Annotated in this window: 10 protein-coding genes, 1 other RNA gene and 1 other annotated feature; of the genes, 10 read left to right on the forward strand and 1 reads right to left on the reverse strand. The window is 44.4% G+C overall.

What is annotated here, in order from left to right; translation table 11 throughout:
• Positions 1-122 precede the first annotated feature (122 nt).
• From recJ to dtd, 4 genes are all read left to right on the forward strand, one after another.
• Positions 123-2,483 carry a single-stranded-DNA-specific exonuclease RecJ gene (gene recJ / locus H7968_RS14180; RefSeq protein ID WP_227396759.1) on the forward strand — a complete coding sequence of 787 codons (2,361 nt, stop codon included), beginning with the start codon at positions 123-125 and terminating at the stop codon, positions 2,481-2,483.
• A complete protein-coding gene (locus H7968_RS14185; RefSeq protein WP_134376724.1) occupies positions 2,474-2,986 on the forward strand; it encodes an adenine phosphoribosyltransferase in 513 nt (170 codons plus the stop codon). The genes recJ and H7968_RS14185 overlap by 10 nt, the downstream gene beginning before the upstream one ends.
• Before the next feature lie 266 nt (positions 2,987-3,252).
• Positions 3,253-5,445 (forward strand): RelA/SpoT family protein, encoded by a 2,193-nt coding sequence (locus tag H7968_RS14190; protein ID WP_227396760.1) that lies wholly within the window; start codon positions 3,253-3,255, stop codon positions 5,443-5,445.
• A gap of 18 nt (positions 5,446-5,463) precedes the next feature.
• Complete coding sequence (gene dtd / locus H7968_RS14195; protein WP_227396761.1) at positions 5,464-5,904, forward strand: D-aminoacyl-tRNA deacylase; 441 nt, start codon at positions 5,464-5,466, stop codon at positions 5,902-5,904.
• Between the two features lie 158 nt (positions 5,905-6,062).
• Here dtd and H7968_RS14200 read toward each other — a convergent pair whose 3' ends face one another.
• Positions 6,063-7,859 (reverse strand): SH3 domain-containing protein, encoded by a 1,797-nt coding sequence (locus H7968_RS14200; protein ID WP_227396762.1) that lies wholly within the window; start codon positions 7,857-7,859, stop codon positions 6,063-6,065.
• 161 nt (positions 7,860-8,020) lie between these two features.
• Positions 8,021-8,252: a binding site (T-box leader), on the forward strand.
• Positions 8,253-8,310: 58 nt separating this feature from the next.
• Between H7968_RS14200 and hisS the strand changes: the two genes are divergently transcribed.
• The 6 genes from hisS to H7968_RS14230 all read left to right on the forward strand — a co-directional run bounded on the left by hisS (position 8,311) and on the right by H7968_RS14230 (position 14,766).
• The gene (gene hisS / locus H7968_RS14205; RefSeq protein ID WP_227396763.1) at positions 8,311-9,576 is read left to right on the forward strand and encodes a histidine--tRNA ligase; all 1,266 of its coding nucleotides are present in this window, start codon (positions 8,311-8,313) and stop codon (positions 9,574-9,576) included.
• Between the two features lie 14 nt (positions 9,577-9,590).
• Positions 9,591-11,363, forward strand: coding sequence for an aspartate--tRNA ligase (gene aspS / locus H7968_RS14210; protein WP_227396764.1), 1,773 nt, complete (start codon positions 9,591-9,593; stop codon positions 11,361-11,363).
• A gap of 51 nt (positions 11,364-11,414) precedes the next feature.
• Positions 11,415-11,603, forward strand: a non-coding RNA gene (gene ssrS, locus H7968_RS14215) — 6S RNA.
• Positions 11,604-11,779: 176 nt separating this feature from the next.
• Positions 11,780-12,538: a tRNA threonylcarbamoyladenosine dehydratase gene (locus tag H7968_RS14220; RefSeq protein ID WP_227396765.1), complete on the forward strand. Its 759-nt coding sequence runs from the start codon at positions 11,780-11,782 to the stop codon at positions 12,536-12,538.
• A 379-nt stretch (positions 12,539-12,917) separates the two neighbouring features.
• Positions 12,918-13,850, forward strand: coding sequence for an ABC transporter ATP-binding protein (locus tag H7968_RS14225; protein WP_227396766.1), 933 nt, complete (start codon positions 12,918-12,920; stop codon positions 13,848-13,850).
• Entirely contained in the window at positions 13,843-14,766 is a 924-nt protein-coding gene (locus H7968_RS14230; RefSeq protein WP_227396767.1) for an ABC transporter permease, read from the forward strand. The genes H7968_RS14225 and H7968_RS14230 overlap by 8 nt, the downstream gene beginning before the upstream one ends.
• The last annotated feature ends 6 nt before the right edge of the window (positions 14,767-14,772 follow it).

The following is a 14,772-nucleotide window of genomic DNA, read 5'->3' on the forward strand; positions in this document are numbered from 1 at the left end:
TGTCATTGAGAAGGTTGTTTTTTGATATTTAATCCTGACTGTATTAAGAGGATGATAAGGACGACCGATTGAAACACGTATTCGCCTCCTGTATAATAAAAGAATCTGAAGAGGTGAATAACATGCTAACATCTAAAACTAGATGGAATGTTAAGGAAACCAGCGGCGAACAATCCAAAAGGCTTGCTGATGCACTTAACATTCCACTTTTTATTGCAAATTTACTTGTGCAAAGGGGTATAACAGAGCCTGATGCTGCATCTGATTTCTTATATGCAGATAAAAAAGAAGTGCACGATCCGTTTCTCATGATGGATATGGATAAGGCAGTGGAACGCATCAAACGGGCTATCAGCGAACAGGAAATGATTCTTGTATATGGAGATTATGATGCGGACGGTGTAACGAGTACATCTGTATTGCTGACGGCACTAAGAGAATTAGGTGCTGAAGCCGAATTTTACATACCGAACCGGTTTACTGAAGGTTATGGACCGAATGAAGGTGCTTTCCGCGATGCTGTTGCTCAAGGGTTTTCATTAATTATTACGGTCGATAATGGCATTTCAGGTGTCCATGAAGCGCAGGTATTGAAAGAACTGAATACAGATCTGATTATCACGGATCACCATGAACCAGGACCTGAACTGCCGGAAGCTTTAGCCATCATTCATCCGAATCATCCTGAAAGTACTTATCCATTTAAAGAACTGGCAGGCGTAGGGGTTGCTTTTAAGCTGGCTCATGCGCTGCTTGGAAGGGTTCCGGATGAACTGCTTGATCTTGTGGCGATTGGTACGATTGCCGATCTCGTTCCGCTCCATGGAGAAAACCGGATTCTTGTTAAAAAAGGTTTAAAACAACTTAGAGCAACAAGACGTCCCGGCATTCATGCCATTCTGAAAAAAGCAGGTTCAAATGTTTCTGAAGCGGATGAAGAAACGGTCGGCTTTGCAATCGGACCACGTCTGAATGCAGTAGGAAGGTTGTCTGATGCAGATCCGGCGGTTGATCTTCTTTTGACTGAGGATACAGAAGAAGCAGAAGGGATTGCAGCTGAAATAGACAGGCTGAATAAAGAACGGCAGGCAATTGTCTCTGAGATTACAAAGGAAGCGACAGAGATCGTGGAAGAGCATTACCGCTCTGAAGAAAACCGGGTGCTTGTCCTGGCTAAAGCAGGATGGAATCCGGGCGTAGTCGGAATCGTTGCATCAAAACTCGTTGAAAAATATTACCGTCCCGTAATTATTCTTTGTATTGATGAAGAGACTGGGAAAGCCAAGGGTTCTGCCAGAAGTATCGAAGGATTTAATATGTTTCAGGAGCTTTCTAAAAACCGTGAAATCCTTCCACATTTCGGCGGACACCCGATGGCAGCAGGAATGACATTGTCGGTTGAGCATGTTGATCTGCTCAGGGAGAACCTGAATCGTCAGGCGGAGTCCATGCGTGAGGAGGATTTTATACCTGTCACACATATCGATGTGCCGATTAAAATCGAGGATACAGATTTAAAAGCGATTGAACAGCTCAATATGCTCGCTCCATTCGGGATGAAAAATGCGAAACCGAAAGTACTGGTTGAACAGGCAGCCATTTCTTCCATCAGAAAAATAGGTGCCAATCAAAATCATTTAAAAGTCACCTTAAAACAGGATGATTATTCTCTTGATGCGATTGCGTTTCAGCTTGGAGAAGCGGCAGACCATATTTCACCATTGGCTTCAATTGACGTAATTGGTGAACTTTCAGTAAATGAGTGGAACAATACGCGGAAGCCGCAGCTTTTTATTAAAGATCTCCGTGTGAAGGAATGGCAATTGTTTGATGTCAGAGGGATTACCCAGCCGGCAAGGTGGGTGTCGCTCGTTCCTGAAAATGCGGTAGCTGTTTCCTTTAAAAAAGAAACGTATGACCGGTTCTATGATTTATTTTCCGGTCATGAACTGCATCTGATTGAAAATCATGAGCAGGCAAAGCAAACAGATTTGATGGACAGACCGCTTGTCCTGCTTGACCTGCCTGAAGAGGAGCATGTACTGGTCGATCTTATCAAAAATGAGCGACCTTCAAGGTTGTATGCTCATTTTTATCATGAGAATCCGCAGTTTTTCAGTGCGGTTCCAGGAAGAGATCAGTTTGCGTGGTTTTTTACATTTCTGAAAAAGAGAGGTTCATTCAACCTTAAAAATCAGGGCCAGGCACTTGCTTCTCACCGTGGTTGGTCAATTGACACAATTAATTTTATGACAAAGGTGTTTTTTGAACTTGGTTTTGTTACAATAAACGATGGATTCGTTTCGATTAATGAGCATATACAAAAGCGGGATTTAACAGAATCCCCTGCTTATCAGCGCAAGACACAGTCTGTAAAGATGGAGCAGGAGCTTTTATATTCTTCGTTTCATGATTTGAAGCGATGGTTTGAAGAGCGCTCCGGCTGGACGGGGCAACTTGAGGAGGAAAAGGTATGGATTTAAAACAATATGTGACGATCGTTGAAGACTGGCCGAAAGAAGGTATTCGCTTCAAGGACATTACGACTCTAATGGACAATGGCGATGCTTACCGTTACGCAACGGATCAGATCGTTGAATATGCAAAAGATAAGCAGATTGATTTAATCGTAGGACCGGAAGCGCGCGGCTTTATTATCGGCTGTCCGGTTGCTTATGCACTTGGTGTCGGTTTTGCACCTGTACGTAAGGAAGGAAAGCTTCCGCGTGAGACAGTAAAAGTAGATTATGGATTAGAATACGGAAAAGATGTCCTGACGATTCATCGTGATGCGATCAAGCCAGGACAGCGCGTGCTGATTACCGATGACCTGCTTGCAACAGGCGGTACAATCGAAGCAACGATCAAGCTGGTTGAAGAGCTTGGCGGAGTAGTCGCAGGCTGTGCTTTCCTGATCGAGCTTACTTATCTTAACGGCCGTGAAAAGCTGAACGGTTATGATATGCTGAGATTAATGGAATACTGAGGTTAAGCAGCAAAGAGTCCTGATCAAAAGGGACTCTTTTTCATATCCCGAATCACATAATTTGAAAGAAGACGATTAAGCCAGGATACATTTCTTTTTTCAATCTTTAGCTGAACATAGAATTAGAAGTAAAATTTCGTTAATTTTACCGGCGGCTTTGTGCTTATTTTACGAAAACAGCCGGAATTGCTTTACATAAATTGATTTTTTATTAATAATAGAAACAATACTCAAAACTATTAAGAATGATAAAGGTGATAAAACGTATGGCAAATGATCGGGTGCTTACCGCGGAAGAAGTGTTCGAGATTACGGCAACCTATATGAATGATCAGCAGGTTGACCTTGTAAAAAAAGCCTATGAGCTGGCTAAAGAGGCCCATAAAGAACAGTTCAGAAAATCGGGTGAGCCTTACATCATACACCCTGTTCAGGTGGCAGGCATCCTGGCAAACCTTCAAATGGATCCCTCAACCGTTGCAGCAGGATTTCTGCACGATGTGATTGAGGATACAATATATACGTATGATGATTTACGCGAACGTTTCAACGAAGAAGTGGCAATGCTCGTTGACGGCGTGACCAAGCTTGGAAAAATCAAATATAAATCAAAAGAGGCGCAGCAGGCGGAGAATCACCGGAAAATGTTCATTGCCATGGCACAGGATATTCGGGTTATTCTGATCAAGCTTGCTGACCGTCTTCATAATATGAGAACGCTGAAGCATATGCCGGTGGAAAAGCAGATTCGGATTTCGAACGAAACGCTCGAAATTTTCGCTCCTCTTGCTCACCGCCTCGGTATATCCGCTATTAAATGGGAACTTGAGGATACAGCGCTCAGATATTTAAATCCTCAGCAATACTACCGAATCGTTAACCTGATGAAAAAGAAACGTAACGAACGGGAAGAGTACGTCAATAACGTCATTGATGAAATTAACCAGCAGGTAAATGAAGTAGGCATTGATGCGGAAATTTATGGCCGTCCGAAGCACATTTATTCGATCTATAAAAAAATGGCGATGCAAAATAAACAGTTTAATGAAATCTATGACCTTCTTGCTGTGCGTGTTCTGGTTGACAGTATTAAGGACTGTTATGCTGTGCTCGGAATTATCCATACGTGCTGGAAGCCGATGCCTGGTCGATTTAAAGATTATATCGCCATGCCGAAACCGAATATGTACCAGTCTCTCCATACGACCGTCATTGGTCCAAAAGGGGATCCGCTTGAAGTTCAGATCCGTACGTCCGATATGCACCGCATTGCAGAATACGGGGTAGCGGCTCACTGGGCTTATAAAGAAGGAACTGTTGTCAATGAAGACAATAAACAGTCAATTGAAAAGAAGTTAACCTGGTTCCGTGAAATTCTTGAGTTTCAGCAGGATTCGTCTGATGCTGAGGAGTTTATGGATGCGCTGAAGTTCGATCTGTTCTCTGATATGGTGTATGTGTTCACGCCAAAAGGAGATGTTATGGAGCTGCCTGCCGGATCGGTACCTATTGATTTTGCCTACAGGGTTCACTCTGAAATCGGAAATAAAACAATTGGAGCCAAGGTGAACGGTAAAATGGTACCGCTCGATTCAACGCTGAAGACTGGCGATATTATTGAAATCATGACCTCCAAGCATTCTTACGGCCCGAGTCAGGACTGGCTCAAGCTGGCACAGACTTCCCAGGCTAAGCACAAGATCAAAGCGTTCTTTAAGAAACAGCGGCGTGAAGAAAATGTGGAAAAAGGCCGCGACGTCGTTGACCGTGAAATCCGTGCGCTTGATTTTGACCCTAAAATTGTTCTGACAGATGAAAATATGAAACGTGTTTATGAGAAATTCAATTTTGCCAGTGAAGAAGACCTTTATGCGGCTGTAGGATACGGCGGGATCACGGGGGCACAGATTGCCAACCGTCTGACGGATCGTCTCCGGAAGCTTCGTGATGAAGAAGACACGCTTGAAAAAGCGATGGCAGATATTAAACCGCCTTCTCCGAAGAAAAAGAAGGATGCAGGTGTAACGGTAAAAGGAATCGATAATCTTCTCGTACGTCTGTCAAAATGCTGCAGCCCTGTGCCTGGTGATGAGATCATTGGTTTTATCACAAGAGGCCGCGGCGTCTCAGTTCACCGTCATGACTGTCCGAATATTCAGGGGGATTCAGAAGCACGCTTAATTCCCGTTGAGTGGGAAGGCACTACCGATAACCGCAAGGAATACAACGTGGACATTGAAATCTCCGGTTACGACCGCAGAGGTTTATTAAATGAGGTCCTGCAGGCGGTTAATGAAACAAAAACCAATATCTCTGCTGTCAGCGGAAGAAGCGACCGTAATAAAATCGCGACGATTAACATGTCCATCATGATTCAAAACGTCACCCATCTTCAGCGGGTAGTGGACAGGATCAAACAAATACCGGACATCTACGCTGTTCAGCGAATTGTAAACTGATACTGGAGGCTTTTAACAGTGAAAGTGGTCGTACAAAGAAGTAAAAAAGCACAAGTAACCGTTGATGGAAATGTAACAGGACAGATCCCTCATGGCCTTGTTCTGTTAGTCGGAATCAGTCAGGATGACAGTGAGGCGGACTGTGCTTATGCTGCAGAGAAAATCGCTAAACTGCGAATTTTTGAAGATGAAGAGGGGAAAATGAACCATTCTGTCCTGGATCGTGAAGGGCAGATTTTATCCATTTCACAATTCACTTTATACGGGGATACGAAAAAAGGGCGCAGACCTAATTTTATGGCTGCTGCGAGACCTGATCATGCCGAGCCTTTATACGAACATTTTAACGAATTGCTCAGAGAAAAAGGGCTTCAGGTGGAAACCGGCGTATTCGGTGCGATGATGGATGTATCTCTCACAAATGATGGTCCTGTCACACTCATCGTAGAAAGTAAATAACAAAGACCGTACAAGCTCTTTTGAATCAGGAAGAACTTGTGCGGTCTTTTAATTTTAGGCGAATTGATTTATTCATTCATGAAGCTCTTTATTGAAAAAAAGATATACAGCATACAGGTCCCGGTCAAACACATGACCGGGACCTTTGCCTGTTTTTGTCAGTCTTCATCACCTGAAAAATACACTGTTAATCCATTGTAAATCCCGGTTGCGGCAATTTCTCTGAAACGGTCATTCGTTACAGACGCTTCCTCCGATGGGTTACTGATAAAACCAAGCTCAATTAAAGCAGATGGGGCAGTGTTATCACGTAAAACAAGGAAATTTCCAAAGTGGACACCACGATTGCGGATCGTCATTTGATCTTCAAGACCGGTATGAATGGCATTGGCCAGATCCTCATCCGGGCCTCCGTAAAAATAGGTAGTGTATCCTCGGACACTGCGATCATCAACTGAATCATAATGAATGGAAACAAACGCATCTGCATCATGCTGTTGTGAAATGGCAACGCGCTGATGAAGCTCAATATAACGGTCATCTTGTCGCGTCATAATCACATTTGCCCCTGCGCTTACCAACTTATGATAGAGAATTTCGGCAGTGCGAAGCGTAATGGATTTTTCCAGAGTGCCTGAAGCACCAATAGTTCCGCCATCACGGCCTCCATGCCCTGCATCAATGACAATAGTGGCATCCTCAATAGAGGTCACAGGTTCACTGTCAGTCTCAGGCTCTTCAGTTACCCCGGAACTGTCAGCTTCATCATCGGGCTTGGCATCTGATGAAACGATCCAGTTTGCAATAAAACCTGACGTTCCATCAGCCAGTTTAATTTCAATCCAGTCACCTTCATGCGAAAGAGCTGAAAAAACTTCCCCCGCCTGGGCGCGGTAGACAATTTCTGCATTGGTAGAGGGTTCGCGGCGAATATTGGAACCGTTATAAAGAATCGTAATACTCTCCTCCTGCCCGGTTGTAACGCTTGAGCTGCCTGCGTGTCTGCCAGGAGCAGTGTACCATGAAGCGATCCAGCCCTGCTCGCCTTCCCTGAATTCAATCAGTACCCATTCTCCTGACTGATCAAGGACCGTGTACGATTCGTATAATGAAACTGTTCCGATTGATTCAGACGTTCTGTCGGGTTCGCTTCTGACGTTTAAGCCATCAGCTGTTATGTGTATATCTGCCTGCAGTGGCTCATCAGCCGGGATTTCATCTGCAGCATTGCTCCCCTGAAGATTGTATTCGACATAAGAAGAGCTGACCCAGCCGCTAATGGATCCGGTTTCGACCTCCAGCCAGCCGTATTGTTCATCCAGTACATTTACCTGATCACCGCTGTTTAACGTTCCGATCACAGCACCTTCTGCTGAAGCGTCACTTCTCACATTCAGACGATCTACAAGAATGGTTCCGTAAGCACGATTCGATTCAGAGCCTGTGTCCTCATCAGCTGTTTCCTGCGCTTCTATGTATGCTGAAAATACCCAGCCGGTGACTCCCGTCGATGTCCGGATTTCACTCCAGTCTGATTCTTCGGAAAGTACCTGTAAGACTTCACCTGCAGCAAGAACCGTCAGAATTTCTCCCTCTTCAGACGGTGCGTCTCTTACCCGGAGCTGGTCGGTGGTAACGGCTGAAGAAGATGGATTCTCTGTTTGTTCAGTTTCCGGTTGTGCCACGGAAACCTCAGTTAAAAGCCATTCGGCAATCCATCCCATCTGTCCGTCTGACGTTTCAACATGTACCCATCCATACTCTCTGGATATTTCGGTAAAACGATCACCTTCTGACCCGGAAGCTACCGGTGGATAAGCAAGGCCCGGGCCTTCTCTTATCTGAATAGATGGGTAGGCCGGTGTTAGTTTGCCTTCTTCTGCAGATACACCTTGAAAGGGAACAAATGAACATAATAGCAGGAAAATGATAAAAATATTAATCCGTTGTTTCATCACATCACCTCAGTCTCATGTTGCGGATATTCTTAATAGTCAATATGATATAGAAAATCCGGGATGAAGTCATTAGAATTTTCAAAAAAGAGAGATCTGACAATTCCTCTTGACAACAATGGATTACGTTATTATGATTGATAACATCATTATAAACGCACAAACAGCTGTTGATGGAGAACAGTAGGTAAGATCCCGCATGAAAAGAGAGAGTCTGACGCGGCTGAGATCAGACTCACATGACGCCTTATTGAATGAACACTCCGTAGGCTTTTTTCTGAACAGTGGCTCATCACTCATTAGGAAGAAACGTAGGCAGGCGTTAACTGCTTAAAGTGGAAGCTTATGCTTCAATTAGGGTGGCACCACGGGAAATCAAATCCCGTCCCTTGTTTTCGGACAAGGGACGGGATTTTTTTGTGTTTGCTGGAAATTTAAAGGAGGAATTGATGTGACCATTAATATACCAAGAGGAACGCAGGACCTGCTTCCGGATGTAACAGGCCGCTGGCAGCTGATCGAGCAGACTGCAGCTGAAATCTGCCGACAGTATCAATATAAGGAAATCAGAACCCCTATTTTTGAACATACTGAATTATTTGAGCGCGGTGTGGGAGATACAACGGATATCGTACAAAAAGAGATGTATACCTTTAAAGACCGCGGTGACAGAAATCTGACGTTGCGCCCTGAAGGAACTGCAGGAGTTGTCCGCTCCTACGTTCAGCACAAAATGCACGGTCAGGCCGTTCAGCCCGTTAAGCTTTTCTACAGCGGTCCGATGTTCCGCTATGAGCGCCCGCAGGCAGGCCGTTTCAGACAGTTCGTACAGTTCGGTGTAGAAGCGATTGGAAGTGACGATCCGGCGATTGACGCAGAAGTGATCTCACTGGCGATGGAGCTTTACAGCCGTATGGGTCTGAAAAAACTGAAGCTCGTGCTGAACAGCCTTGGAGATACAGAAAGCAGACTGGCGCATAAGGAAGCGCTCATTCAGCACTTTGAACCGAGAATTGATGAATTCTGCTCTGATTGTCAGGTGCGTCTCAAGAAGAACCCTTTACGCATTCTTGACTGCAAAAAAGACCGGGATCACGAACTGATCGCAAATGCACCTTCACTTAAGGATTTCTTAAATGAAGAATCGAAGGCCTATTTTGAAAAGGTTCAGCACTATTTGGACATCATGGGCATCGAATATGAACTGGATCCGAATCTTGTTCGCGGGCTTGATTACTACAACCACACTGCTTTTGAAATCATGAGTAATGCGGAAGGCTTTGGCGCGATTACGACACTCTGTGGTGGTGGAAGATACAACGGTCTTACTGAGCAGATCGGCGGACCAACTGCCCCTGGTATCGGCTTTGCCCTCAGTATTGAACGTCTGCTGGCAGCGCTTGATGCTGAACAGGTTGAGCTCGAAGTCAATGATCAGGTGGATGCTTACTTTGTAGCCATGGGTGAAGAGGCGAAGGATAAAGTAGTGGAGCTGAACTACACTTCACGCCACAGCGGACTCAGCACCGAGATGGACTTTTTGAACCGGAAAATGAAAGGTCAGCTAAAAACAGCAGACCGTATTCAGGCGAAATATGTGGTCATCATTGGTGAAAATGAACTGCAGGAAGGCAAGGCTGCCGTTAAAAATATGCACGATGGCACACAGGAAACCGTACCTTTAGACGAAGTCATTAACTACATCAGAAAAGCGTGAGGAGAGGGATTAATATGTTTGGACGATCATTTTATTGTGGAGAAGTACCGGAAGCGGCGATTGGTGAGAAAATCACCCTAAAAGGATGGGTTCAGAAAAGACGTGACCTTGGTGGACTGATTTTCGTAGACCTGCGTGACAGAAGCGGGATTGTCCAGGTTGTGTTCAATCCGGATTTTTCAAAAGAGGCACTTGAAACAGCTGAAACAATCCGTAGTGAATATGTACTGAGCATTGAGGGAACGGTTCAGGCGAGACAGGAAGGAACCGTGAACCCGAATCTTGCAACAGGTGCCATTGAAATTCACGCAGAATCCGTGACGATTATCAGTGAAGCCAAAACACCTCCTTTTGCCATTGAAGATAAGGCGGAAACTGCAGAAGAGATCCGACTGAAGCATCGTTACCTTGACCTGCGCCGCCCTGTAATGGCAGAAACATTCAAGATGCGTCATGCGATTACAAAATCAGTTCGACGCTTCCTTGATGATGCACAGTTCATTGAGGTGGAAACACCGATGCTGACGAAGAGTACACCTGAGGGAGCGCGTGACTATCTTGTACCAAGCCGCGTTCATGAAGGAGAATTTTACGCACTTCCCCAGTCACCTCAGCTTTTTAAACAGCTGTTAATGGTCGGCGGATTTGACCGCTATTATCAGATTGCTCGCTGCTTCCGCGATGAGGATCTGCGTGCAGACCGTCAGCCTGAATTTACACAGATCGATATAGAAACGAGCTTCATGAGTCAGGAAGAGATTATGGCCATGAATGAGCAAATGCTGTTCGAGATGATGAAGGATGTAAAGGGTCTTGAAATTCAGCTGCCAATCCCAAGAATGACTTATCAGGATGCGATGGAGCGTTACGGTTCTGATAAGCCGGATACACGTTTTGGTATGGAACTGACGGATGTTTCAGCGCTGGTTAAAGAATCAGGCTTTAAAGTATTCAGCGGAGCCGTTGCCAATGGTGGTCAGGTTAAGCTGATTAATGCCAAAGGTGCAGCAGAGCAATATTCACGTAAGGACATTGATGCACTTGGTGAATTTGCAGGCCGTTACGGAGCAAAAGGGCTGGCATGGCTGAAAGTAACAGCTGACGGCATTGCAGGACCAATTGCAAAGTTCTTTAATGAAGAAGAGCAGCAGTCGCTTATTTCTGCAGCTGATGCATCTGAAGGAGATCTGTTACTATTTGTAGCGGATAAAAAATCAGTCGTAGCAGATGCACTTGGTGCACTTAGATCAAAGCTTGGTAAAGATCTTGGCCTGATTGACGAAAAAGCCTTCAATTTCCTTTGGGTGACAGACTGGCCGTTACTTGAATACGATGAGGAAGCCGGCCGTTATTTTGCCGCTCACCATCCGTTCACGATGCCTGTGAGAGAAGATCTTCCTTTACTGGAGACAGACCCGGGTGCTGTCCGTGCGCAGGCTTATGATATCGTATTAAACGGTTACGAGCTTGGCGGCGGATCACTGCGTATTTTTGAACGCGAAATTCAGGAAAAGATGTTCGAGGTGCTCGGCTTCAGCCAGGAAGAAGCACAGGAACAGTTTGGTTTCCTTTTAGAAGCCTTTGAGTATGGAACACCTCCACACGGTGGAATTGCGCTTGGACTTGATCGTCTTGTCATGCTGCTTGCAGGCAGAACGAACCTTCGTGACACGATTGCTTTCCCTAAAACAGCGAGCGCAAGCTGTGTGCTGACAAATGCACCGGGTGAAGTAAGTGATGCTCAGCTGGACGAATTAAGATTATCTCTGAATCTTCAGAAAAATTGATGAATATAAATTGTATTATATATACTCTTATGCTATGATGTAATCACAAGGTAAGTCCTGAAGTGCACGTTACCCAAATCTTCAGTTTTGACCGAACACTTCATTATCCGGGAGCTCACGTTTTTCTGCGGCGTGCATCCCTTTGCGGGGAAACACCAATCAGAAAACAGGGCACCCACTTGCTGAGACCGGGTTCAAAACGTAAGATCCTTACATCTTGACGGCACAATTGGGATTTACCGAACCGTACATAGCATAAAAAGTCCGGAGCATTCGTGCTCCGGACTTTTTACATTTCACAGATGTCACGATTGCGAAGGGCATTGAATCGGTGATCCATTTCTAAATCTTATTGCACTTATCGGAAAAATACGCTATTCTATTACCGCTAAAGAAACCATTTGGAGTTGATTAATATGCTTCACCAATTTTCAAGAAATGAACTTGCGATCGGCCGTGAAGGGATCGATCTTTTAAAAGGAAAAACAGTTGCAGTACTCGGCATCGGCGGTGTTGGATCTTTCGCAGCAGAAGCACTGGCACGAAGCGGCGTGGGAAGACTCATTCTCGTTGATAAAGATGATGTGGAAATTACAAACGTAAACCGTCAGATCATTGCTTTATTGTCAACAGTCGGTCAGCCAAAAGCTGATCTGATGAAAGCACGTATTGCTGACATCAATCCAGAATGTGAAGTGATTTCACTGAAAATGTTCTATACAGAAGAAACGTATGAAGAATTTTTCAGCTATGGCCTGGATTTTGTAGTCGATGCGTCTGATACGATCGCCTACAAAATTCATTTGATGAAGGAATGTATCGCACGTGATATCCCGGTTATTTCAAGTATGGGTGCTGCAAATAAAATGGACCCTACAAGATTCCAGATTGCCGATATCTCGAAAACGCACACAGATCCGATTGCCAAAGTAATCAGACGTGAGCTACGCAAGCAGGGCATTAAAAAAGGAATTCCGGTTATCTTTTCTGATGAAAGCCCGATTGTTACAAGAGAAGAAGTGAACAAAACAGTCGGCAAAGAAAACGCACCGATCCGGAAAGCCAAAATGCCGCCATCATCTAATGCATTTGTACCATCCGTCGCTGGATTAGTTGCAGCAAGTCATGTCATTAACACTTTATTGAAAGATATAGAAATTAAAAGAGTGCGATAATAAAGTGACAAAAATATGAACAAACTTTAGTGCACAGTAAATTAAATATAATGCTAAAACTCTATACTATTCTCTTGGTAACAAAACATTCAGAATACGTTTAATACCACGATGAATTAAACTAAGCTAAACATTATAAACCTAAAGTGCCGGGTCATTCCGTAGACTCCTGCGGCAGAGAAGCGACAGGTGAGACAGCGTGATGCGAAGCATTAGCTGGCTCACCGCGCGGCCGCGGAAAGCGAAGGAATGACCCGGCACGGTTTATATAATCAATATCCTGCAAAAAAAACGGCCTTGTGCCGTTTTTTTATTTTCCTGAAACTTTTTTCCAAGTAGTCCGTAAATAGGTTGAACAACGAAAAAAGGAGAGGTGAATATGAGCGGGAAAACAGTAGTTGAACTGAAAAATGTAACAAAACAAATTCGCAGTAAAACGATTATTGACAACATATCTTTTAACGTTTACAGCGGCGAAGTGTTCGGATTTTTGGGGCCAAACGGAGCTGGTAAAACGACAACGATCCGTATGATTGTCGGTTTGATGAAACTCTCTGGTGGAGATGTCATCATTGACGGTAAAAGCATCAAAACGGATTTTGAAGGAGCGGTCCAGCATGTCGGGGCCATTGTAGAAAATCCGGAAATGTATAAGTTTATGTCAGGCTATAAAAACCTTGTTCATTACGCAAGAATGTATAAAGGTATTTCAAAGGAAAAAATTGACGAAGTTGTCAAGCTTGTCGGACTCGAAAAGAGAATTAACGATAAGGTAAAAACGTATTCTCTGGGGATGAGACAAAGACTTGGCATAGCGCAGAGCTTACTCCATGATCCAAAAGTGCTCATTCTAGATGAGCCGACGAATGGACTTGACCCTGCAGGAATCAGGGAAATTCGTGATTACATAAGAAAATTGGCAAAAGAAAGAGACATGGCTGTGATCGTATCGAGCCACCTGCTCTCAGAAATGGAAATGATGTGTGACCGGATCGGAATCATTCAGGATGGAAAGCTTGTTGATGTTCAAACGGTGAACGACTTTATGTCTGAACAGACGCAGGTATTTAAGCTTGAGGTTGAAAATCCGGAGCAGATCATCGGACGGATGCAGGCTGTTTTTGAAGAATGGAAAGTAGAGCTGGTTGATCAGTCACTTCTTATCAGCTGTACAAAAGAAGATGTACCTCAAATCGTCAAATGGTGTGTTCGGGAAAACGTTGATATTTATGGAGTCGCTCCGGCAGCTAAAACGCTCGAAGACCGATTCCTTGAAGTAACGAGCAGGAAGGGGGAGCCAGTCAATGTTTAATTTAATTCGTAACGAATGGATGAAGCTGTTCAGCCGGGTTGCAACCTATATCATGATCGGTCTGTTAGTCGTTGCAGTTGCGGGGTCCACTGTGATTTATGCTTTCATCTCGAACATGGAAGAAACAGAAGGTGGATCGTGGCAGGCGCAGCTTGAGACTCAAAATGCGCAGATCGAAGCCGGCGAAGCTTTTGTGATGGATCCCGAAGCGCAGGTGGCTATCAATAATTATGCACTTGAGAACGATATTGAACCAAACACATCCGGAACTGCATGGTCATATCTGGAAAACAATGCATTATTAATCTCCCTTATTGGATTGTTTGCGATTATCGTAGCGTCCGGAATCGTGGCAAGTGAATTTTCATGGGGAACGATCAAGCTACTGATGATCCGTCCAATTTCAAGATGGAAGATTCTTTTATCGAAGTTTTTAACCGTAGGTGCGTTCGGTATGCTGCTCGTTGCGATCACCGCTGTTTTATCCATTATTTTAGGTTTCATTTTCTTCGATTCAGGTTCTTCGGTAAGACTTGCTTACGTAGACGGAGTAGTGGAAGAAAGCAATATGATTTTCTACCTTGTGAAGATTTATTTCTACAGCTCCATTGATGTAATTTTGCTGACGGCGATGGCGTTTATGATTTCAGCTGTGTTCAGAAACAGCTCGCTTGCGATTGGAATTAGCCTATTCCTGTTGTTTGTTGGTGGAACGGTCACAAGCTTTATCGCCATGTATTATGACTGGGCTAAATACAGCCTTTTTGCCAATACAAGCCTTGCGATGTATGAGATGAATATGCCGATTGTAGAAGGGATGACGATGACGTTCTCTGTGATCATGATTTTGATCTACTTTGCGATCTTTATGGTGCTGGCGTTTACAGTGTTTACGAAAAGAGATATTGCAAGCTGATGAAAA

The sequence above is a fragment of the Jeotgalibacillus aurantiacus genome, from assembly GCF_020595125.1.
In the GTDB taxonomy this organism is placed as follows: Bacteria; Bacillota; Bacilli; order Bacillales; family Jeotgalibacillaceae; genus Jeotgalibacillus; species Jeotgalibacillus aurantiacus.